26 protein-coding genes are annotated in these 21,048 nt (G+C 29.9%); 19 read left to right on the forward strand and 7 right to left on the reverse strand.

Annotated features, from left to right (window positions below):
* The first annotated feature begins 2 nt into the window (after nt 1–2).
* The 4 genes from MBBWO_RS04075 (at nt 3) to MBBWO_RS04090 (ending at nt 2,230) form a co-directional block, all read left to right on the forward strand.
* The gene (locus MBBWO_RS04075) at nt 3–593 is read left to right on the forward strand and encodes an indolepyruvate oxidoreductase subunit beta (protein ID WP_116669604.1); all 591 of its coding nucleotides are present in this window, start codon (nt 3–5) and stop codon (nt 591–593) included.
* 60 nt (nt 594–653) lie between these two features.
* A complete protein-coding gene (locus MBBWO_RS04080) occupies nt 654–932 on the forward strand; it encodes a hypothetical protein (RefSeq protein WP_116669605.1) in 279 nt (92 codons plus the stop codon).
* Nucleotides 933–944: 12 nt separating this feature from the next.
* Entirely contained in the window at nt 945–1,274 is a 330-nt protein-coding gene (locus tag MBBWO_RS04085; RefSeq protein WP_116669606.1) for a hypothetical protein, read from the forward strand.
* A gap of 215 nt (nt 1,275–1,489) precedes the next feature.
* On the forward strand, nt 1,490–2,230 hold the full coding sequence (locus MBBWO_RS04090; protein ID WP_116669607.1) for an SDR family NAD(P)-dependent oxidoreductase: 741 nt from the start codon (nt 1,490–1,492) through the stop codon (nt 2,228–2,230).
* A gap of 136 nt (nt 2,231–2,366) precedes the next feature.
* Here the strand turns inward: MBBWO_RS04090 and MBBWO_RS04095 are convergent, their stop codons facing one another.
* Together MBBWO_RS04095 and MBBWO_RS04100 are read right to left on the reverse strand one after the other, a co-directional pair.
* Nucleotides 2,367–2,798, reverse strand: coding sequence for an amino acid-binding protein (locus tag MBBWO_RS04095; protein WP_116669608.1), 432 nt, complete (start codon nt 2,796–2,798; stop codon nt 2,367–2,369).
* Nucleotides 2,799–2,807: 9 nt separating this feature from the next.
* On the reverse strand, nt 2,808–4,109 hold the full coding sequence (locus MBBWO_RS04100) for a phenylacetate--CoA ligase family protein (protein WP_116669609.1): 1,302 nt from the start codon (nt 4,107–4,109) through the stop codon (nt 2,808–2,810).
* 124 nt (nt 4,110–4,233) lie between these two features.
* On the opposite strand from MBBWO_RS04100, the gene MBBWO_RS04105 reads away from it, so the two are divergent.
* The 6 genes from MBBWO_RS04105 to pyrE all read left to right on the forward strand — a co-directional run bounded on the left by MBBWO_RS04105 (nt 4,234) and on the right by pyrE (nt 10,334).
* Nucleotides 4,234–5,850, forward strand: a complete 1,617-nt coding sequence (locus tag MBBWO_RS04105; protein WP_116669610.1) for a sodium:solute symporter family protein — start codon at nt 4,234–4,236, stop codon at nt 5,848–5,850.
* Entirely contained in the window at nt 5,847–5,960 is a 114-nt protein-coding gene (locus MBBWO_RS08260; RefSeq protein WP_337956465.1) for a symporter small accessory protein, read from the forward strand. Before MBBWO_RS04105 ends, MBBWO_RS08260 begins: the two co-directional genes overlap by 4 nt.
* Nucleotides 5,961–6,106: 146 nt before the next feature.
* Nucleotides 6,107–6,697, forward strand: coding sequence for a zinc-ribbon domain-containing protein (locus MBBWO_RS04110; protein WP_116669611.1), 591 nt, complete (start codon nt 6,107–6,109; stop codon nt 6,695–6,697).
* 112 nt (nt 6,698–6,809) lie between these two features.
* A complete protein-coding gene (locus MBBWO_RS04115) occupies nt 6,810–9,455 on the forward strand; it encodes a PEP/pyruvate-binding domain-containing protein (protein WP_116669612.1) in 2,646 nt (881 codons plus the stop codon).
* 93 nt (nt 9,456–9,548) lie between these two features.
* Nucleotides 9,549–9,782 (forward strand): PRC-barrel domain-containing protein, encoded by a 234-nt coding sequence (locus MBBWO_RS04120; RefSeq protein WP_116669613.1) that lies wholly within the window; start codon nt 9,549–9,551, stop codon nt 9,780–9,782.
* 18 nt (nt 9,783–9,800) lie between these two features.
* Nucleotides 9,801–10,334 (forward strand): orotate phosphoribosyltransferase, encoded by a 534-nt coding sequence (gene pyrE / locus MBBWO_RS04125; protein ID WP_116669614.1) that lies wholly within the window; start codon nt 9,801–9,803, stop codon nt 10,332–10,334.
* A gap of 14 nt (nt 10,335–10,348) precedes the next feature.
* On the opposite strand, the gene MBBWO_RS04130 is transcribed toward pyrE, so the two are convergent.
* From MBBWO_RS04130 to MBBWO_RS08230, 5 genes are read right to left on the reverse strand one after another with little or no spacing between them, the layout of a single operon-like run.
* On the reverse strand, nt 10,349–10,852 hold the full coding sequence (locus MBBWO_RS04130) for a MogA/MoaB family molybdenum cofactor biosynthesis protein (protein ID WP_116669615.1): 504 nt from the start codon (nt 10,850–10,852) through the stop codon (nt 10,349–10,351).
* 14 nt (nt 10,853–10,866) lie between these two features.
* On the reverse strand, nt 10,867–11,193 hold the full coding sequence (locus tag MBBWO_RS04135; RefSeq protein WP_116669616.1) for a winged helix-turn-helix domain-containing protein: 327 nt from the start codon (nt 11,191–11,193) through the stop codon (nt 10,867–10,869).
* Between the two features lie 4 nt (nt 11,194–11,197).
* A complete protein-coding gene (locus MBBWO_RS04140) occupies nt 11,198–12,010 on the reverse strand; it encodes a helix-turn-helix transcriptional regulator (RefSeq protein WP_116669617.1) in 813 nt (270 codons plus the stop codon).
* A gap of 4 nt (nt 12,011–12,014) precedes the next feature.
* Nucleotides 12,015–12,626: a helix-turn-helix transcriptional regulator gene (locus MBBWO_RS08285; RefSeq protein WP_455429687.1), complete on the reverse strand. Its 612-nt coding sequence runs from the start codon at nt 12,624–12,626 to the stop codon at nt 12,015–12,017.
* A complete protein-coding gene (locus tag MBBWO_RS08230) occupies nt 12,620–12,829 on the reverse strand; it encodes an ArsR family transcriptional regulator (RefSeq protein WP_165807923.1) in 210 nt (69 codons plus the stop codon). Before MBBWO_RS08230 ends, MBBWO_RS08285 begins: the two co-directional genes overlap by 7 nt.
* 215 nt (nt 12,830–13,044) lie before the next feature.
* On the opposite strand from MBBWO_RS08230, the gene MBBWO_RS04150 reads away from it, so the two are divergent.
* Genes MBBWO_RS04150 through MBBWO_RS04190 form a run of 9 tightly spaced genes read left to right on the forward strand, consistent with a single transcriptional unit; the run spans nt 13,045 to nt 20,917 of the window.
* Entirely contained in the window at nt 13,045–13,545 is a 501-nt protein-coding gene (locus MBBWO_RS04150) for a type II toxin-antitoxin system VapC family toxin (protein ID WP_116669618.1), read from the forward strand.
* A 9-nt stretch (nt 13,546–13,554) separates the two neighbouring features.
* Nucleotides 13,555–14,688, forward strand: a complete 1,134-nt coding sequence (locus tag MBBWO_RS04155; RefSeq protein ID WP_116669619.1) for a DUF2117 domain-containing protein — start codon at nt 13,555–13,557, stop codon at nt 14,686–14,688.
* 13 nt (nt 14,689–14,701) lie between these two features.
* Complete coding sequence (locus tag MBBWO_RS04160; protein ID WP_394340361.1) at nt 14,702–15,691, forward strand: methanogenesis marker 2 protein; 990 nt, start codon at nt 14,702–14,704, stop codon at nt 15,689–15,691.
* Nucleotides 15,692–15,741: 50 nt separating this feature from the next.
* Nucleotides 15,742–17,283: a methyl-coenzyme M reductase-associated protein Mmp3 gene (mmp3, locus tag MBBWO_RS04165; RefSeq protein ID WP_116669621.1), complete on the forward strand. Its 1,542-nt coding sequence runs from the start codon at nt 15,742–15,744 to the stop codon at nt 17,281–17,283.
* Complete coding sequence (locus MBBWO_RS04170; protein WP_116669622.1) at nt 17,261–17,719, forward strand: methanogenesis marker 6 protein; 459 nt, start codon at nt 17,261–17,263, stop codon at nt 17,717–17,719. Before mmp3 ends, MBBWO_RS04170 begins: the two co-directional genes overlap by 23 nt.
* Nucleotides 17,720–17,734: 15 nt before the next feature.
* Nucleotides 17,735–18,187, forward strand: a complete 453-nt coding sequence (locus MBBWO_RS04175) for a methanogenesis marker 5 protein (protein ID WP_116669623.1) — start codon at nt 17,735–17,737, stop codon at nt 18,185–18,187.
* A 2-nt stretch (nt 18,188–18,189) separates the two neighbouring features.
* A complete protein-coding gene (locus MBBWO_RS04180) occupies nt 18,190–19,431 on the forward strand; it encodes a methanogenesis marker 15 protein (protein ID WP_116669624.1) in 1,242 nt (413 codons plus the stop codon).
* Nucleotides 19,432–19,446: 15 nt separating this feature from the next.
* Entirely contained in the window at nt 19,447–19,995 is a 549-nt protein-coding gene (locus MBBWO_RS04185; protein ID WP_116669625.1) for a methanogenesis marker 17 protein, read from the forward strand.
* Between the two features lie 55 nt (nt 19,996–20,050).
* Complete coding sequence (locus MBBWO_RS04190; RefSeq protein ID WP_116669626.1) at nt 20,051–20,917, forward strand: radical SAM protein; 867 nt, start codon at nt 20,051–20,053, stop codon at nt 20,915–20,917.
* Nucleotides 20,918–21,048 lie beyond the last annotated feature (131 nt).

Below are 21,048 nucleotides of genomic sequence, written 5' to 3' on the forward strand. Positions count from 1 at the left end.
ACATGGCAGGAAAAAATAGTTATAATATGTGTATTTGTGGTGTTGGTGGTCAAGGAATTATTAAAACTTCTGTGATTATTGGTGAAGCTGCAATGAATCAAGGATTTAATGTGGTTTTAAGTGAAATTCACGGTATGTCTCAAAGAGAAGGTTCTGTATCTACTGAATTAAGAATTGGTGATTTTGAAGGTTCTATACTTCCTGATCATAGTGCTGACATGTTACTTTCTTTTGAACCTATTGAAATTGTAAGGGCATTAAACAAAGCTAATAAAGACACTAAGTTAGTTTTCAATACTCATCCTATTATTCCTTCATCTGGAGATAAACCTTATCCAAACACAAATAATTTAATCTCTATTTTGGAGGAAAATTATAATCATGTTTTACCTATTGATGGTAATCAACTAGCTATTGATGCTGGAAACATTGTTTCATTAAATATGGTTCTCTTAGGGGCAGTTACTGCTGATGATAATTTCCCAATTTCAAAAGAATCTGTTATTGATGCAATGAAAAATAATTTAAAACCACAATTTCATGAATTAAATGTTAAAGCTATTGAAAGTGGTTATCAATGGATTAAAGGTTAAACATTTATATAAAATTTAAGTAAAAATTATTAATTATAATGTAAGATGGTGTTGTTCACAATGGCATATAAAATTGATAATGCTATAATAAAAAAAGATAAAAAGGGAAAAATTACTTTAATTGATCCAAGTAATGTTTTTGACAATGAAGATGCATTTGTAGCAATAAAAAGTGATGATTTAATTACCATTCAACTTTTAATTAATGGGATTTTAAACAATGATTTTAAAAAATGGAGAGAAATTAAATCTTACTCTAATGATGAATCATTAAAAACACTTTTCGTCCATTTAGGTTACTCCAAAGAGGATGTTGCTACATTATTAAAAGAATTCTAGGGGGTTCGTAAAATGCCAGAATTCAAATTAACAAAAGAGCTAGGAACAAAGAAATTTGAACTTTTAATGGCTGTTGATTATGATGAAGATGGCAATATCGAATCGCAAGAATTCTATGATGGTGTAGACTGGATTGATAATCCTGCTGATATTAAATTCAATAGTGAATATTGTGATAGTGATGATCAGGATGATTGGATTGTTTTTATAAATGATTTTATGCATTTATTTGAAACTGGGGAATTGTTCAATGTTTTAAAAACTCTAAAAGAAGTTGATGATTCTTACTATTTCAATGAAGAATCTATTGATGTTGTTGTTATTGAGGAAGATCTTATCTGATTTTTCTATTTTTTTCTATTTTTTTTTTTTACATCTGTCTTTTTTTTTTTGAATGTTATTGTTTTTAAGTGATGCTTTGATGAATATTTTCATATTTTTTTTCATCTAAAATGTAATTTATCTGAATAATATTCGGTTAATCTCAAATTAATTAAGAAAAATTTAAATAACATCTGTAAATATACATTTTATTATCAATAAGAGATGTGATAAAAATGGCAAAAAATGCAATCATTACTGGTGGATCTAGAGGAATTGGTAAAGCAATGGCTTTAAAACTTGGAGAACTTGGATATAATGTGGTTATCAACTACAGAAGCGAATCTTCCAAAAAGTTAACTGAAGACTTAATTGAAGAAATCAAATCAGAATATGGTGTTGAAGCTATTGCTGTACAAGCTGATGTAAGTAAATTTGAAGACTGTGAAAAATTAGTAAATGCTGCTGTTGAAGAATTTGGTGAAGAAATAGATGCATTAGTAAACAATGCAGGTATTACAAACAATTCAAATTTCATTGACCTTCAACCTGAAGACTATGAAAGAGTAATTAATACAAACCTTGTAAGTATGATGCACATGTGTCACTTAGCACTTCCATACATGGTTGACCGTGATACTTCAATTGTATGTACTGCTTCAGTAGGTGGAATGACTGGTGTAATTAACCAAGCTGATTACTGTGCAGCAAAAACTGGTGTAATCGGTTTATGCCGTGCATTAGCTTTAGAATTTGCACCAAGAAAAGTAAGAGTAAATGCTATTGCTCCAGGTATGATTATGACTGACATGCTTAGAGGAGTAAACCAAGATGAATTAAATGCACTTGCTGCAACTATCCCTCTTGGAAAAATCGGGGAAACTAAAGAAATTGCTGGTGCTTTAGAATACATCTTAACCGCAGACTACTTAACTGGACAAGTTATTTCTCCTAACGGTGGATTTGTATTACAATAAGGTTTAAAAACCTTATTTTTATTATTTTTTTTCAAATTTAAAAATTAGTTAATAAAAAAGATTCAGAGTTACTCTTTTTTTTTTTAAAAAAAGATAAAGAATGTGAAATAAGTACACACTCTTGTTTTTTAGCTATTTATAATTTTTCAATATCTTCTTTTTCTAAGATATTTACATCACTGTCTTTAAGAAGTTCAACAGCTTCCTCCATGTTTTCAAATCTCATTACTACAATAGCTTCATCTGTTTTATTACTGATGAATGCATACATGTATTCAAGATTAATATCTTTTTCATCTAAAACTTCTAAAACAGAATTTAATCCATTTGGTTTATCTGGTACGGAAACAATGACAACATCGTTTTCACGAACAACAAATCCTTTTTCTTCAAGAGCAATCATTGCTTTTACATTATCAGATACAATTAATCTTAAAATTCCATATTTTGTTGTATCAGCTATTGAAAGAGCACGAATATTGATGTCCTTTTCACCTAATATGCTTATTGCTTTTTTAATTCTTCCTTCTTTGTTTTCAATAAAGATTGATATTTGTTTAATAGCCATTTTTACACCCTAATCAAAATTCCTTTCATCTATAACTCTAACAGCTTTACCTTCACTTCTTGGTAATGATTCTGGTTCACATAATGTTACATCAACTCTTAAACCAGTTTCACCTCTAATTGCATCTACAATTCTTTTTTCTACTTTTTCCATTTCTTTCATTTCATCAGAGAATAATTCTCTTGAAGCTTCTACTTTAACTTCAACTTCATCTAAAATTTCAGGTCTTGTTACAATAATGAGATAGTTTGGACTTATACCTTCAACTGTAAGTAATGCTTTTTCAATTTGAGATGGGAAAACCATAACTCCTCTGATTTTAAGCATATCATCACTTCTACCAGTGATTCTTCTCATTCTAACAGTTGTTCTTCCACATGCACAATCGCCAGACATTAAAGAAGTAATATCTTTAGTTCTAAATCTTAAGATTGGCATTCCTTCTCTAGTTAAAGTAGTTAAAACAAGTTCTCCTTTTTCATCAAATCCTAAGGTTTCACCAGTTTTCGGATTAATAATTTCAGGATAGAAATGATCATCAGATATGTGGATACCATCTTGTTCCATACATTCTTGAGCTACTCCAGGACCCATAATCTCAGTTAATCCATAGATATTTAATGCTTTAATACCTAAACTAGCTTCAATTTTTTGTCTCATTTCTTCAGTCCACATCTCAGCTCCAAAGATACCAGCTTTTAAATTAATTTCATCTATGCCGATACCTGCTTTTTCTAAGCTTTCACCAAGATACATTGCATAAGAAGGGGTACATGTTAAAATATCACATTGGAAATCTTTCATAATTTGAAGTTGTCTAGCAGTATTTCCTGCAGAAATTGGCACTACAGTTGCTCCAAATTTATATCCTCCATGGTGTATACCAAATCCACCAGTAAATAAACCATATCCGTAAGCATTTTGAATTATGTAATTCTTTTTAGCACCTGCCATGTCTAATCCACGTGCAGTTATTTCGGCCCATACATCTAAATCATGTTTGGTGTATCCAGATACTGTTGGTTTTCCTGTTGTTCCAGATGATGAATGTATTTCTACAATTTCGTCGTCAGGAACTGCAAATAATCCAAATGGGTACGCTGCTCTTAAGTCATCTTTAGTTGTAAATGGTATTTTTTCAATATCTTCTAATGTTTTGATGTCTTCAGGCTTAACTCCAGCATCGTCTAATTTTTTTGTGTAAAATGGTACATTTTCATAAGCTAATTTTACAGTTTCTTGCAATCTTTTTAATTGTAGTTCTTTTTTTGCTTCTTTGTTCATACATTCGGCTTCTTTGTTCCACACCATAATATCCCTTATTTCTTTTTATTTATAACACATATAATTTTGTTCATTTATTAATATAAAACTTTATATAATTTCTTTATTATAAATATTATCTATATTTTTGTATATTATTTGAGGTTTTTATATGGATATTATGATTTTAACTATTGTGTTTATAATCTACATCTTCATGTTAGTTGCTGTAGGTTATTACGCATGGAAAAAGACTAATTCCTCAGAAGACTTCATGATAGCTGGTAAGGATACACATCCTGCTATTATGGCATTAAGTTATGGTGCTACATTTATATCCACGGCAGCTATTGTGGGTTTTGGAGGAGTTGCTGGTGAATATGGGATGAGTGTTCTATGGTTAGCGTTTTTAAACATTATTGTTGGAATATTCATAGCATTTGTATTTTTAGGTAAGAGAACACGTAGAATGGGGCACAGTTTAGGCTCTTTAACATTTCCTGACTTTTTAGGAAAACGTTTTAACAGTAAGTTTATTCAACATGCTTCTGGATTAATTATTTTCTGTGCTATGCCACTTTATGCTGCAGTAGTTCTTATTGGAGCAGCAAGATTTTTAGAATCTTCATTAATGTTGGATTTCGGTATTTCACTATTTATTTTAGCAGTAATTATCACATTATACGTATTCTTTGGTGGTATTAAAGGTGTAATGTATACTGATGCATTACAAGCTGTAATTATGGTTGCTGCAATGCTGTTCCTTTTAGCATTTGTCTATTGGATGTTTGGAGGTATAACTCCTGCAAATTCAGCACTAACCAATATGGTTGATTTATATCCAGCCAGTGCAATAGCTGGTGGTGGTACAGGTTGGACAACATTCCCAACTGCAGGTTCTCCATTCTGGTGGAATTTAGTTTCATCTACTCTTATTGGTGTTGGTATTGGTGTATTAGCTCAACCACAATTAGTTGTAAGATTCATGACTGTTAAATCTGATAAAGAGTTAAACAGATCTGTATTAATTGGTGGAATATTTATTGCTATAATGCCTACAACTGCTTACATTACTGGAGCATTATCTAATGTCTATTTCTTTGATGAATTAGGTAAAATAGCAGTTGATGTTGTTGGAAACAATATTGATAGAATTATTCCTGTATTTATTAATATGGCATTACCAGAATGGTTTGTATATCTATTCTTATTGTCTTTAGTTGCTGCAGCTATGTCTACAATAAGTTCACAACTTCATACACAAGGTACTGCATTTGGTATTGATATTTGTGATTCCATTGTTAAAAAAAGTAAAAAAATCATTGATGAAATTACAATTACAAGAATTGGTATTCTTATAGCTATTATTCTTGCTCTTATCTTGGCTTATTCACTTCCAGGAAGTGTAATTGCACTTGGAACAAGTTTATTCTTTGAAATTTGTGCAGCTGCATTTTTACCAGTATTTTTAGGTGCTCTGTATTGGAAAAGAACTACAAAAGCAGGAGCAATTGCAGGAATTTTATCTGGAACCTTTGTTAGTTTATTCTGGTTACTCTTTGTATTTGAAAAAACTGCTGCAGGTTTAGGTCTTTGCCAATACTTATTTGGAATCTCAACATTACTTCCAGCAGCACCATGGCCATATATTGATGTTATGTTAATAGCAGTTCCAATTTCAGCTATTTTCACTATTGTTGTTTCATTACTTACAAAACCTCCTGCACAAGAGGTTATTGATAAATCCTTTGAAGATATTGACAATAATAAAGGTAGTGGTACACAATGATGGTTTTAGGTATTGAAGACCCTTGGATTTGGGGAGTTTATGTATTAATTATACTTTCAACTCTTTTATGCATTGTATATGGTATTGTCTATTGGAATAAAGATGAATAATCTTTTATTCTCTTTTTTTTTATTTTTATAAAATGGAATGTGTTATTTTTCTCTGATTTTTAGATTATAGTTAAATTTTTACATCTTGTTTTAAAAAAGTAATATTAAATAGCATTTTTTTTAGTTATTGCTTTTAGGTGAAATTTATGGTAAAATATTGTCCAAAATGTGGAGCCGAAATAAAAAGGGAAGATGCTCAATTTTGTGATAAATGCGGTAAATCTTTAAGAGTTAAAAAGGTTAATACTTCTAGAGGTAAGTCAACCAATAAAAGAAAAAGGGTTATTGTAGTAGCATTAATTCTTATTGTAGCTGTAGCAGGATTTATTTGTTATGAATCATTTTTTGCTGAACATTTAAAAACAGTGAATATTGGAGTAGCTAGTTTTAACTGCAGTGATGATTTGAATTTCACTATGGGTGAAATTGGTGAAGGTTATGTAAGATATCAGGATCAGTCTGATTCTTATTTAGTTAAAGTATGGGATTTCTCACAGACAAGTTTCAGTTATGAAGAGGGTTTATCACTAGCTAATGAAGCTGTTCAAGATTGTCCATCTTATTATGTTGATGGTATTCTTATTTACAACTCCACTGCTAATGTTGGAGAGCATGTTGGTGATGCTAGGTTTATTACATTTATTGAAGATTCTGGTAAAAATATGCAGGCCCAAATATCAACTCCAACTCCAGAAGACACTGTTTTAATAGCTAAAAGTTTTAAATTTTTAGCTTAATTTTTTATTTTTCATTATTTTTTTTTCATTAACTTTTAATAGTTGATTGAACATATTTACAAAATATGAGAGAGTATCGCTTAAAAATTGAATATTTTTAGGGGATGTTTAAATGGCTGCTTTTGAAAGAATAAAATCTGGTATTCATCAACTAGATGAAACTTTAGATAATATTCGTTTAGGTGACAATGTTGTATGGCATGTGTCTAATTTAAAAGAATTTTCTTATTTTGTTGAACCTTTTGTTAAACAAGCATTAAAAGATGGTCGAAATTTAATTTATATTAATTTTGGATTGCATGATCCTTTAATTAATATGACTGAAGATGATTTTAAAGAATTAGAATATAAAAGGAATGATTCAACTTCTGAATTTGCAATGATTGAACGTAATGGAATTAAGATTTATCAGGTAGACCCTAATGACCAGTTTGAGTCTTTTACATTGGAAGTTCATAATATCATTACTCATGAGGGCTTTGATGCTTTTTATGTTTTTGATTGTTTATCTGATCTTCAAACTGTTTGGTCTACTGATTTGATGATGGGTAATTTCTTTAGAGTTACTTGTCCTTATCTATTTTCTCTTGATACTGTTGCTTATTTTCCACTTATTAGGGGTAAACATTCTTTCAGTGCAATAGCTAAAATTAGAGAAACAACACAGCTATTTTTAGATTTATATTCTAATGGAGAAGATGTTTATGTTCACCCATTAAAAGTATGGAATAGATATTCTCAGAATATGTTTCTAGGCCATAAATATGATTTAGAGACAGGTGAGCTTAAGACCTTGACTGATGGGCTTGATGTAAGTAATTTTTATAAAGTGATTAATGTTTCTAAAAATTATCATAATGAGCAAAATATTGATAGCTGGGAAAGATTTGTTTCACTAGCTAAATTAGAGCATTCAAATGGTCTTGATATCTCTGATAAATGTGATTTTATGTGTGATGTTATGATGACCAAAGATGCTAATCTTGCCTGCAAAGTTAAAGATTATTTTACTCCTGAAGACTATTTCACAATATATAATCGTATGGTTGGTAGTGGAATGATTGGAGGTAAAGCTTGTGGTATGCTTCTTGCCCGTAAGATTATAGAAAAAGATAGGCCAGATTTATATGCTTATTTTGAACCTGATGACTCATTTTACATTGGTTCTGATTTATTTTATACATATATTGTTGCTAATGATTTATGGGATATGCGTGTTGAGCAGAGAACTAAAGAAGGTTACTATAAAGCAGGTAAAAAACTTGAAAATGCTTTACTTGAAGGAACTTTTCCAGATGATATTAAAGAGAAATTCAGGAGAGTTTTAGAGTATTTTGGCCAAAACCCGATTATTGTAAGGTCAAGTAGTTTTCTTGAAGATGGTTTTGGTAATGCATTTGCAGGTAAATATGAATCTGTATTTTGTGTAAATAGAGGTTCTATTGAAGAAAGATTAGAATCCTTTGAAGATGCAGTTAAAACAGTTTATGCAAGTACTATGAATATTTCTGCTTTAGAATATCGTTCTTTAAATGATTTAGATGATACTGATGAACAGATGGGTTTGCTTGTTCAAAGAGTATCTGGTTCTTATTATGAGGATTATTTTTTCCCAACCGCTGCAGGTGTAGGATTTTCATATAGTCCTTATTGTCCTATTCCGGGAATGGATAATCATGCAGGAATGTTAAGACTTGTAATGGGTCTTGGAACTAAAGCTGTTGATCGTACTAAAAATGATTATCCACGTATTGTTAATTTGGATAGACCTAGAGCTATTACAATGCCAAATATTGCTGAAAGACACAAATATTCTCAGCATTCTCTTGATGTCATTGATTTAAATGAAATAAAAGTTAATGAGATTTCTATTTATGAAGGTCTTGAGGTGCTGCCAAGATATGCAAAAAGAGTTGTTGTTGAGCATGATAGGGAAACTGAGGCGCGGTTTAGGGAGCGTGGCCAAAAAAGAGAAGTTGTTTTTGTCAACTGTAATGGGTTAGTAAACAATGATAAATTTATTTATATAATGAAAGAATTGCTTAAAAGTTTAGAGGATGCCTATGATTATCCAGTTGATATTGAGTATACTGTTAATGTGGGTCATGATAATTCATTTGTTGTTAATTTATTACAATGCAGGCCACTTCAAGTTTCAATAAATAAAGAGGATGTTGAAATTCCTAATGTTGAAAATAATGTATATTTCCATATTAAACAGTCTTCAATGGGAAGATCACGTAAAGAAAAAATTGATATTCTTGTTTATGTAGACCCTCATAAATATTATGAATATCCATATGCTAAAAAAAGTTCAATAGCTAAAGTAATTGGTGAAATTAACAGTTATTGTAAAATTCATGATAAAAAATCTATGTTAATTGTTCCTGGAAGAATTGGTACTTCTTCACCAGAATTGGGGGTGCCTGTAGTATTTGCAGATATTAGTCAGTTTTCAGCTATTTTGGAGGAATCTTACAGTGAAGTAGGTTATATGCCGGAGTTATCCTTTGGAAGTCACATGTTTCAGGATTTAGTTGAAGCAGATATTTACTATGGTGCAATATTTGAGGATGAAAACAGATTAGAATTTAATAAGTCTTTATTTGATAATTATGAAAATAAATTAAGGGAAATTAATCCTGATTATAATGAGGATGTTTTTGATATGATAAGAGTTATTGACTTTTCTAATGATTCTCTTGAATTTTTCCATGATATGGCAAAGGATGAAAGTATTTGCTTTTTAAATAAATAATTTAGATTATTTTTTATTTTTTTTTAGAAAGTTTTAATAAATAGGTATTAAGATATATATTTTTTAATAGACAGTTTAGTGGAGGTTTTTTAATTGAGGATATTAGCTGATATTATAAAAAAAGAAGTAATTGATTCTGATATGAAGATTATTGGTAAAGTTATGGATGTAAAAATTGATAAAGACACCTTTGAAGTTACTGATTTAGTTATTAAGAAAACTGGTATTTCAGAATCTATGAAATTTAATGGGGAAAATGTTGTTCCTATGGATTTTGTTAGAGTTATTGGAGATAAAATTATTCTTAAATCTGTTGATGATATTTAAAAAGGTTTGGTTGATTAAATGGTTGATAATGGTTACTTAATTGATTTATTAAAAGAAAATGAAGTTTTTTTAGAAGGGGATTTTGTTTTAGCTTCTGGTAAAAAAAGTAATTATTACGTTAACATGAAAAAAGCTATTACATTTCCACTAATATTGTCTGAAATAGCTAAATTAATTACTGAAGCTATTTCTAATGATTCAATTGATAAAGTTGCAGGACCCGCTTTAGGTGCAGTTCCTATTGCTACAGCTGTATCTTTGGAATCAAAACTTCCTTTACTAATGATAAGAAAAGAGAAAAAAGGCTATGGAACTTCAAAGCTTATTGAAGGAGAATTAAATCCTGATGATGAAGTAATTGTTGTTGAAGATGTTACAACTACTGGTGGATCTTTACTTAAAGCTATTAAAGCTATTGAAGATAATGGCGGTAAAGTAAAGAGGGCTTTTGTTGTTGTTGATAGGGAAGAAGGTGCTAAAGAAGCATTTGAAAAAGAAGGAATTACTTTAGAACCTTTAATTTCAGTTAATGAATTTTTTGATGAAGAATAAATTTCTTCATTTCTTTATCCTTTTGCATGAAATACTATATGGGGAAGTTCATCTATTATTATCCTCAATCCAGTTTTTACAGCATTTGGAGATCCTGGAAGTGAAAAGATTAATGTTTTTTTATAGACTCCAGCTGTAGCTCTTGATAATATTGAAGATAATCCTATTTCTTTATATGATTCTTGTCTGTAAAGTTCTCCAAAACCTTCCATTTTTTTATCAAAAAGTTTTTCAACAGTTTCTACAGTAATATCTCTTTCATTCAAACCTGTTCCGCCTGTTGTAATAATGAAATCTACATCTTCTAACATTTCTTCAATAGCTTGTGTTAAGTCATTTTCATCGTCAGGGATTAGTTTTCTAGATGCAAGTGTATATTTTGTTTCAATTGCATCAGCTAGTATTTTTCCAGAGATATCATCATTAACATCAGTAATTGAGTCACTTAATGTTATGACACCCCCCATAATTTTATCTGTTGATAATTTTTCATGAGCTTTTGTAGTTTCACTTTTCATTATTTTCACATACCTTACTTTTTAAGCAGTTCTGCTTTTAATTTATTGTAAGTATGTATATTCTCTTTTAAAAGTTTTGCCGGTAGATAGATTGCCCCATAATTTCCTCCTTCTTTCTTAATTAATTTACTTTCTAAAAGCAAATTCACATGGTAACTCGCTGTATTGTAATGCATTCCTAATTGTTCAGCTATTTGATTGATATTAAGTGGTCTTTTAAATAACAAATCAATTATTCTTACAGTAGTTTCAGCACCTTTTTTACCAAGTATAATTGTATTTAATGTTTCATGGTTCTTTTTCACACTATTTTTTTCTATTATTGTTTTTGATATTGTCATTGTCCTATTCTACAATCATTTTTTCTTTATCATCTTCTTTCCCCAAATAGTATTCAAATAATGATTTGCCCCATGTTGCACCTTCTTCGCTTCGATCTATTAATAACTGCGAATCATCATAATGACCATCTTTAAAGAACAGTGTTAAACTAATGAATTCATCGCTACAGGTTAAGAATATATTAATTGGCAGATTAAGTGTAGTGACTTTAACATTGTTTAAATTTAGGATTTCTTTAAATTTTGGGTGTTCATTTATTGATTCAATGATTTCTTCGCGTGTTATTAAGCTTAAATTATTTATAATTCCTTTTTCAACTAAATTAAGTAAATTTTCAATATGTATCTCTGAAAATATTGGTAAAATTATTTTTAAATTTTTAGACTCTCCCAGAAGTTCAATATATGTTGTTAGTGCTTTGGATAAATCATCATTTGTTGAGTTTATACAGTAAGAATTTTTAAGCTGGTATAATTTTTTCAATAAATCTTTAGGAATACATTTTAAGTCATGTCTGTTCCAAAATATTTCATTTTTATTTATTGAATACCAATTTTCAATTAATTTTAACATGTTCACAGCTAATAAATACCCATTTGATGTAAGGGAGTAATTTTTATTTATTTTTTTAACAAAATTTAAATTTTCAAGTTCTTTCAGGCCATGCAATATTGTTGCTGAAGGTTTTTTAAGTTCATTACGTAGTTCTTCAAGATTTTTTTCTTTTTCATAAATGCTTATTATTAATTTTGTCCTCATTGTGGAAGTTAAAATATATTTTATGTTTTTAAATTCATGATTTTCATTTTTTGACATTTTTTCACCTTACTAATTTATTTTTTATGTCCTGGAAAAGTTGGTCTCCCCATTTTATTGAGCGTTCATTAGATGAGAATAAAATTCTGTTTTGATCAAAACTACCATCGTTTTTAAACAGTCCTAAGCTCATATGTGTTTCACAGCTAGTTAAATAAATGTTAACTGGTTTTTTAATGGAATGTACTATTAATTTATTATTTTTTATTGCTTCCTGTCTTGTTTCTTCTTTAATTTTTAAAATTAAATTATTATAGATTGTATCATTGATTATTAACTCAATTTCACCATTATTTTCTAAAAGAGTTTCAATTATCTTCGGATAATCTGGATGGAGATAAGGAAAAATAGCTTTTATCTTTTTAGAGTTAAGTAAATATTTTTTAATTGTGTTATGTGTTTTGTAGATGTCAATTGATGTAGACTCAATTAATTGGGCTGAATATAAATCTGTTAGGTTTTGCTGTGCATTATGATTTATAAAGTCGATGTTATGTTTATTCCAAAATTTTTCATAGTTTTCTATTAATTCAAGAGTTTTATGGAAATCAAGTATATTTTCAAGGTTGATTTGGGTAATATGGCTTAATTGGAATTTATTGTCCTTTTTTATAATTTTCTTCTTTTTTGTAGCTTGTTGATGTTGCTTGAAACAGAGCTATAGGTTAATCCTGTTTTTTTAACAATTTCTTTGATGGAATTAGGTGAAAAATTTAGACATCTTAATATTTTAAGCCTTATTTCAGATTTGGTCAAAAATTTCATATCTTCTTCTATCTTAAGTAATGTGGAGTAGTTCTCTTTAGTTTGATTTATCATTTTAAGAACCTCGATTTATTCTTTATATTTGGATTATGCTTTTAAACAGAGTTTTTTATTTATAATATAACTCTTGACTAATTAGAATATTATTTATGTCTATTTAAATACTTTATTCGAAATTCCATCGAATTTCCATGGAATTTCTATTGAAATTCTACCATTTTAAACACTAAATGGCTAAATTTATAAATTTTATAGGACATAGTAATTTTATGGAAACTTATTATATTTTGGATGCTTCTGCTTTCATTAATGGATTTCAGTTAGAAACAAAAAACAACCTCACAGTTCCAGAAATAACAGCAGAAATTAAAGATTTCGAATCAAGATTAAAATTTGATGCTGCTATTGAGGATGGTAAGTTAGTTATTCAGGATGTTGAATCTAAATATATTAAAGAGCTCAATCAAATTATTTCTAAGTCTGGTGATAGTTTAAGATTATCTGGCCCTGATAAAAAATTAATAGCTTTGGCTTTAATGATTAAAGATGAAAATAAAAATATTAAAGTAATTTCTGATGATTATTCTATACAAAATGTTTTAAAAATAATTGGTATTCCTTATTCTGGTGTTATAACTGATGGGATAAAAGGGGTTTATAACTGGAAAAAAGTATGTGAAGGTTGTAAAAAAGAATATCCTGATGATTACCCTTTTGATGACTGTGAAATTTGTGGATCTAACTTATTTAAAAAAAGGATTAAATTATAAGGTGTTTTAATGAGAATTGGTGTGGTAGTACATGGACCTAATATAATTGATTCTGGCTATGTTGTTAAAATTATTGATTTGTTAAAAGAGTTTGGGGAAGTTTTCTGCCGTTTAGGAGGAACTATGGGGAGAACTGCAGTTATTGATAATTTTTTAGAGGATACTATTGATATTTCCCGTAAATTAGTCCCAAGTGATTCTATTAGATTATTCCATGATGATAATGTTGATGTAATATTTCTTTTAAATTATGGTAAATCTCATGTTACTGGTCAGGTATTTGGATATAAGGTAGTTAATCATTTTTTAGATAAGATTGAAGATTCACCAACACCAATAATTCAAATTGAAAGGCCTGGAGAAGAGGATGGAAGTGTTATTTTATGGACGGGGGATTGTGTTGATTTAACTTCAGAAATTGCAAGCAGACTTAACTTAAAAATAGTCACTCCTGAAGAAATCTATAATGAACACTTTAAAGAGGATGATGTGGATAATGCTAAAAAAGAGAGAATAGTTCATGGAGTAAGTCCTGATGAAAATATTATGGTTAATAGTGTAGTCATAGGTAAATCCAACTCTGATAAACTTACATTAATAGCTGAAAATGGTTATATTGTTGATATTAAAGGAGGAGTTTTAAAAGAGCATGGGCTTGAAAAACTTGGTAAAATTGACTTAGATAAAGCCATTATTAAAACAGGGCTTCTTAGAAAAGCTAAGGTTACACCAAGGATAATTAATGCAGAACATTCTTCTGATTTATTTAAAATAGCTTTTCTAGATCATGCTGGTGAAGATGTGTATAAATATAAGGATGTGGATGCAGTTGTCACAATAGGCGATGACACTACTTTAATTTCATCAGATATATTATATAGGTTTAATATTCCAATTATTGGTATTACTGATGGGGATTTGGATAAAGTTGTTGAAGATGGATTCAAAGCTGATAAATCAGTGATATTTGAACTTGAATCTGGTCATGATGATATTGTTGGTGGTGAAATTTTTAATGAAATTTTTAAAGGAAATTTTATTTTAGAACTTCCAAAGTCTAAAGGTAATATATCAGATATTAAAAATAGCATAATTGAAATATTAAATAATATTAATTGTAAATATAATATAAAAGATATATAATAAAATTGTGACGGTGTATTTTTTGGATTTTAAAGAACTTGTTAAAGCTATACAAGAGTTTGAAGGTGTAACACGTAAAAATTCAATTGATAATGTTATATCTTTATTAAACGAGGCATACAATGTCTCTGGAGATGTAGTTATTGATATTGGTGATGATGCTTCAGCTATTGACATTGGCAATAATCAAGTAATTTTAATGGCTGCAGATGGTATCTGGGGTCAATTAATGAATATTAATCCTTATTGGGCAGGATATTGCTCTGTTTTAGTTAATGTTAATGATATTGCAGCAATGGGTGGAAAACCACTTGCTATGGTTAACATAATGTCTATTTCTAATGATGAGATTTATGAACAGTTACTTGCTGGAATTAAAGATGGCTGTTTAAAATTTGGTGTTCCAATGGTTGGAGGTCACTTACATCCTGATGGTGAAGTTGACTCTATTGGGGTGGCTATTGCTGGTATTGCTCAGAAAGATAAGATTATTACAAGTTTTGGTGCTGAAGTTGGCGATAAAATTATTGTAGCTATTGATTTAGATGGAAAACCTCATGAAGAGTTTGCACTGAATTGGGACACTACCTATGATAAGGATCCAGAGTTAGTCCGTGCTCAAATCACTGCAATTCAATATCTGGCTGAAAATGATTATGTTAAATCAGGTAAAGATATTAGTAACCCTGGAATCATTGGAACTTTGGAAATGCTTTTAGAAGCATCTGAAAAAGGAGCTATTGTTAATTTGGAAGATATTCCTAGAAATGAGGATGTGTCTTGGGAAAACTGGCTAAAATCTTATCCTGGTTCTGGTTTTGTTTTTACAGCTAGTGAAGATAAATGTGATGATATTATTAACTATTTAAAAGATTTCTCTATTGAATCTAATGTTGTAGGGGAAGTTACTTCAGATAAATCTCTTTATCTGGTTAAGGATAATGAAAAACTAGAAGTTTTTAACCAAAATGTTAATCCTGTTTTTAAAAAAGCGAATGATTAATTAATATTTACTTAATTATATATTATTAGTTAAAATAGTTAGGAGATTCTATGTTAATAAAAGTTAATGGGGAGGAAATTGAGGTTGCTGAAGGTTCTACAATTCAAGAAGTAATTGATAAAACCAGTGCTCCATATACTCCTGGAAGTATACTCTGTTTAATTAAGGGTAAAAAAGAATTAGAGAAGAATATTAATAAATATAAGATTAAAACCACTAAAGGATCCATTATTTTACAATTAGTTGAAGATTCTGATGCAAAAGAATTAATTGACTTTTGGAAAGATTCTTATGAAAAGTTTGATGGTTTAAATATTCGTTGGTCTACATCTAATGAAGTAGCTATTGGTCCTGTTGTTACTGACTTAGAACCTACTGCTGATGAATATGATTATTACGAAAATGATGTGGTTCTAAGTTTGTCTAGTTTTAGTAATGAATCTACACACTTAATTTTTATTAAAGAAAATGTAACTAATGTTTACAGTGTTCCACCATATAATAAAGGGGTTTTTGCAAAAATCATTGGTGGTAAGAAAACTTTAGATAAATTAAATGATGATGATAAAGTTACATCCATTGAACCGATTGTTGAGAGAAGTACTACAACAGATACTGCTTCTGTCAGTGATTTATCCATAGAACTTAAAGAAGGTAATGAATTATACACTTATGTTTCATTAGATATTAATGAGAAGTCACCTATTTGTGATGAACATTTGTTTAGTATAATAAAAGATGGCAGAATTAAAGTTTCTTATGATTCTGATTCTTTTTTAGGATTTTATGAGTTAGAAGGATTAGAAAAACCTAAAGAAGATACAACTCCTAGAACAAGAGGTACAATCACTGTTAGAAACTCTGGAAAAGGTGTTGGTAAATTATATATCTATAGAGAAAATCGGGTTTTAACTCCAAATCATACAACTGTTGGTAAAATTAGAGATGGTATGGAGATAATTGATATAGCTAAAGAAAATGATTTTATTACCATTGTATCTGAACAACAAAGAATAATGACTTTAAACACTACTCAAGCTGAAACTTCTAAATTATTAGAATCTATGGGAATAGAACATGTTAGGGAAGGAGTAGTGGATGATGATGCAATTATTGTTGAACAGACTCCTAAATTCACTGTAGATGTTCTTAAAGAGGGAAAACTTGTTACTAAAGGTATTTCTAAGGATAAATTATGTTCTATTCAATTGTATCCTGAAGCTTACAGATCTACTTGGTACTTCAGAAAATTAACTGGTCTTCTCGAAAATCCAATTGGTGAACTTAAAGTCCATTTTGCAGTTCCTGGAATGAAACTCACAATATTTGAAGGAGATAAAAAGAATGCTAAAGGTTTAGTGCCTGAAAAAACTCCTGAAACTGTTGTTAAAGCAGGAGAAATTGGTATTACTAATATGTCTGCTAAAAATATGGGTTTAATTGGTATCAGATCTGAGGATAATCATGAATTTGGACCTACTGCAGAGTCATTTAGTGCAACTAATATTGTTGGATTAGTTTGTAGCAACTTTGAAATTATTGAAAAACTTAAAGAAGGAGAGATTTTATATGTCACAGAATCTATGTCCTAGCCCTACATTAGGTAAGGAAGATTGGGATCCTGATGTTGTAACTCGTATGATTATTTTAGCACCTGGAGCCCATGTAAGTGAACAAGAGATTGTAAGTGAAATGCATATGCTCGATTTACCGCTTACAATTAAAAATACTTGTTATGGTGCTATGGTTAGTGGTAAAAAAGAAGATGTATTTAAAGCTCTTAAAGAGATTAGAAAATTAGATGAATATCATATATTCACTAAAGATAGGGGCTTTGCTCCAGGTGACCCAAGAAGATGTAGAGGTCAAAGATTTGGACCTAGAGAAGGTTACCATCAAATGGAAGATGAGTATAGGATTCTTGGTGATGTTGCTGATGCATTGAGCCAACGTAGGGATGTAGAAGTTGAAGAGAAAAAACCAATTAAAGTTGAAGAATTTAAAAGTATTTTAGATGAGATTGATTAAATAATAGGTGATTATATGGTTAAAGTAGCTATTTATCCTCCAAATTCATTAATTTTAGCAGATTTAATTGAAAGAAAAGGTCATACTCCTTTAGCACTTCAAAAACAAATTAGACAAAAAATTAAAGACCCTGAAATAGATTCTCCCCCAATGAATATTACTGAAGAAGATCCAATTAAAGGACTTAAATATGCAGCTATTGAAGTTCCTTCTGGAGTTCGTGGAAGAATGTCAATAATAGGACCGCTTATAGATGAAGCAGAAGCAGCTATTATTGTTAAAGATGCTCCTTTTGGATTTGGTTGTGTTGGTTGTGCTAGGACTAATGAATTATCAACATTTTTACTTAGAGAAAGAAAAATACCTAAATTAGAGGTAAAATATCCTACAGATAGGGATGAAACATTCTTAATGGTTAATCAAATTAATGATTTCTTAGATAATCTTGATGAAAGTGAGGAGGAATAAAAATGGTAAAAATTGCTTTAGTTTCATGTGGAACAGAATATAGTGGTATTCAAAAAGAGATTGAAAAGGCTGCTCTTACTTTTGGAGCTGAAATTATTCTTCCTGAAATTGATTTAGATTATATTGAGGAAGCTTGTGCTAAATTTGGTTTTTCTGCTCAAAGTTCAAGTTTAAGATTAATGATTGCAAGGGCAATGTCTATTGTTGAAGGTAAAAGTAAAGCAGATGCTGTTTTTATTGCTACTTGTTTTAGATGTGCAGAAGGTGCACTTGTAAGAAATGCTGTTCGTAAATTTATCCAAGACAACACTCGTATTCCTGTTGTTACTTATTCATTCACTGAAAGAACAAAAGCTGATGAATTATTTATTCGTATGGAAGCATTAGCTACTACTGTAACACGTAGAAATATTCTTGCTCGTGAAAAACAAGAAGGTTTAACTTTAGGTATTGATTCTGGTTCTACAACTACTAAGGTGGTAGCTATGGAAAATAATAAAGTTATTGGTACTGGATGGACTGATACTAAGGATATTATGGAATCTGTATTTAAAGCTGCTGATGAAGCATTTTCTGAAACTGAATATACTATTGATGATGTTGATGGTATTGGTACTACTGGTTATGGTCGTATAAACATTGGTAAACAGTTAAATGCAGAACTTATACAGGAAGAATTGTCTGTTAATGCAAAAGGTGCAGTTTACTTAGCAGGTCATCAAAAAGGGGAAGCTACTGTTTTAGATATTGGTGGTATGGATAACAAGGTCATTACTGTTAACAATGGTATTCCTGATAACTTTACTATGGGTGGTATCTGTGCAGGTGCTTCAGGAAGATTTTTAGATATGACTTCCCGTCGTTTAGATGTAAGTATTGAAGAGCTCGGTCCTTTAGCTTTACAAGGTAATTACCGTAATGCTTTATTAAACAGTTACTGTATTGTATTTGGTATTCAGGATTTAGTTACTACTCTTGCAGCTGGTGGTTCTAAAGCTGATGCTGCAGCTGCTGCATGTCACTCTGTAGCTGAACAGGTTTATGAACAACAACTTCAAGAAATTGATTTAAGAGAACCTCTTATACAAGTAGGTGGTACTTCTTTAATCTCTGGACTTGTTGAAGCTGTAAGTGAAATGTTAGGTGGAATTGATGTTATTGTTCCAGAATATTCTCAACATATTGGTGCTGTTGGAGCAGCTTTATTAGTTTCTGGAATGGGTCATAGACAAGATAATAGATAAACTGGGATGATTTTTATGTTAGTTGAATGCTATGATGAAAAAGGTGCTGAAGTATATGAAATGATTATTAAACAAATATTTCAGGATTTAGTTTTAGGACCTTCTGTTCAAGATTTAAGAGCATTTATTAATCCTGATGGCCCTGTTTTCGTTTTAGTAATTAAAATGAAAAAAACTTCTAGTGTTACAAAACTTGAAGATGTTGCAAAGCTTTCTTACAAAAAAGAAGAAGATGTAACTGATATATTTGTTGAAAATGAGAATTTCCTTCCAAATATATTGAAAAAGCTTTGGTTTATGTATTCAAGGGAAGATATCTATCAGCCAACAAGATATAATATTGAACTTCAGGGAAATCAATTAGATCTTCATGATATGGTGGTAGATAATCCTCAATCTAATTTACAAAGAAGAATTTATGATGCAATCTTTAGAATATTGCCTGAGGGCTTTAAAATAATTAAAGATTTATCTAAAGGAGATATCATTTCTGTTGTTGCTACTGATGAATTAATTCAAGACCAGTGGATTGAGAAAGCTCATGAATACATGGATGAATTATAGAAAACTTTATATATTGTTCGAACATATACAAACATAATTGAGAGTGGTGATTAATATGAATGAACATAATGGTTCTAAATTTGCACACATTACAAAAGCTCATCCATGTTTCAATGAAAAAATGCATGATAAGGTAGGAAGAGCTCATGTACCAATTGCACCAAAATGTAATATTTTCTGCAATTTCTGTACTCGTGATTTAAACAATGAGGAAATTAGGCCTGGAGTGGCTTCATGCGTAATGAAACCTGATGATGCTATTGCTCATATTGATGATATTACCTCTGAAGGTCCTATTTCAGTTGTTGGAGTAGCTGGACCTGGTGATTCTCTTGCTAATGAAGAAACTTTTGAATTCTTTAAGAAATTAGCTAAAGCTCATCCAGATTTAATTAAATGTATGAGTACTAATGGTCTTTTACTTCCAAAATATGCTGATGAATTGGCAGAACTTGGAGTAAATTCTGTAACTGTTACTATTAATGCAGTTGATCCAGAGATAGCTAAAGATATTTATTCTTTCATTAAATATGATGGAAAAGTTATAAAAGGAATTGAAGCAGTTAAAATATTAATTAAAAATCAACTTGAAGGTGTTCAAAAAGCTGCTGAAAATGGAATTGTAGTTAAAGTCAACACTGTTTTAATTCCAGGTGTTAATGATGAACACATTGTAGAAATAGCTAAAGAAGTTAAGAGTCGTGGAGCAGCTCTTATGAATGTTTTACCATTGATTCCATTAGGTAAAATGAAAGATTTATCACGTCCAGACTGTGCTATGATGGAAAAAGTTAGAGATGAAGTTGAAGAAATAATTCCTGTATTTAGAGCATGTACTCAATGTAGAGCAGATGCATATGGTATTCCTGGTAAAAAAGGACATGACCATCACTTAGGAATGGCTCCTCAAAGTCATTACTAATTTTTCTTTTTTTCTTATTTTATTTTCACTTACTTTAACAATTATTGCAGTTTATTGCAGCTATTTCATATACTTATAAATACTTTAATAATTATAATAAAACTTATGAGATTTAACTAATTTTTAATTTA

Origin of the sequence: Methanobrevibacter woesei (genome assembly GCF_003111605.1) — an archaeon.
Lineage (GTDB): Archaea > Methanobacteriota > Methanobacteria > Methanobacteriales > Methanobacteriaceae > Methanocatella > Methanocatella woesei.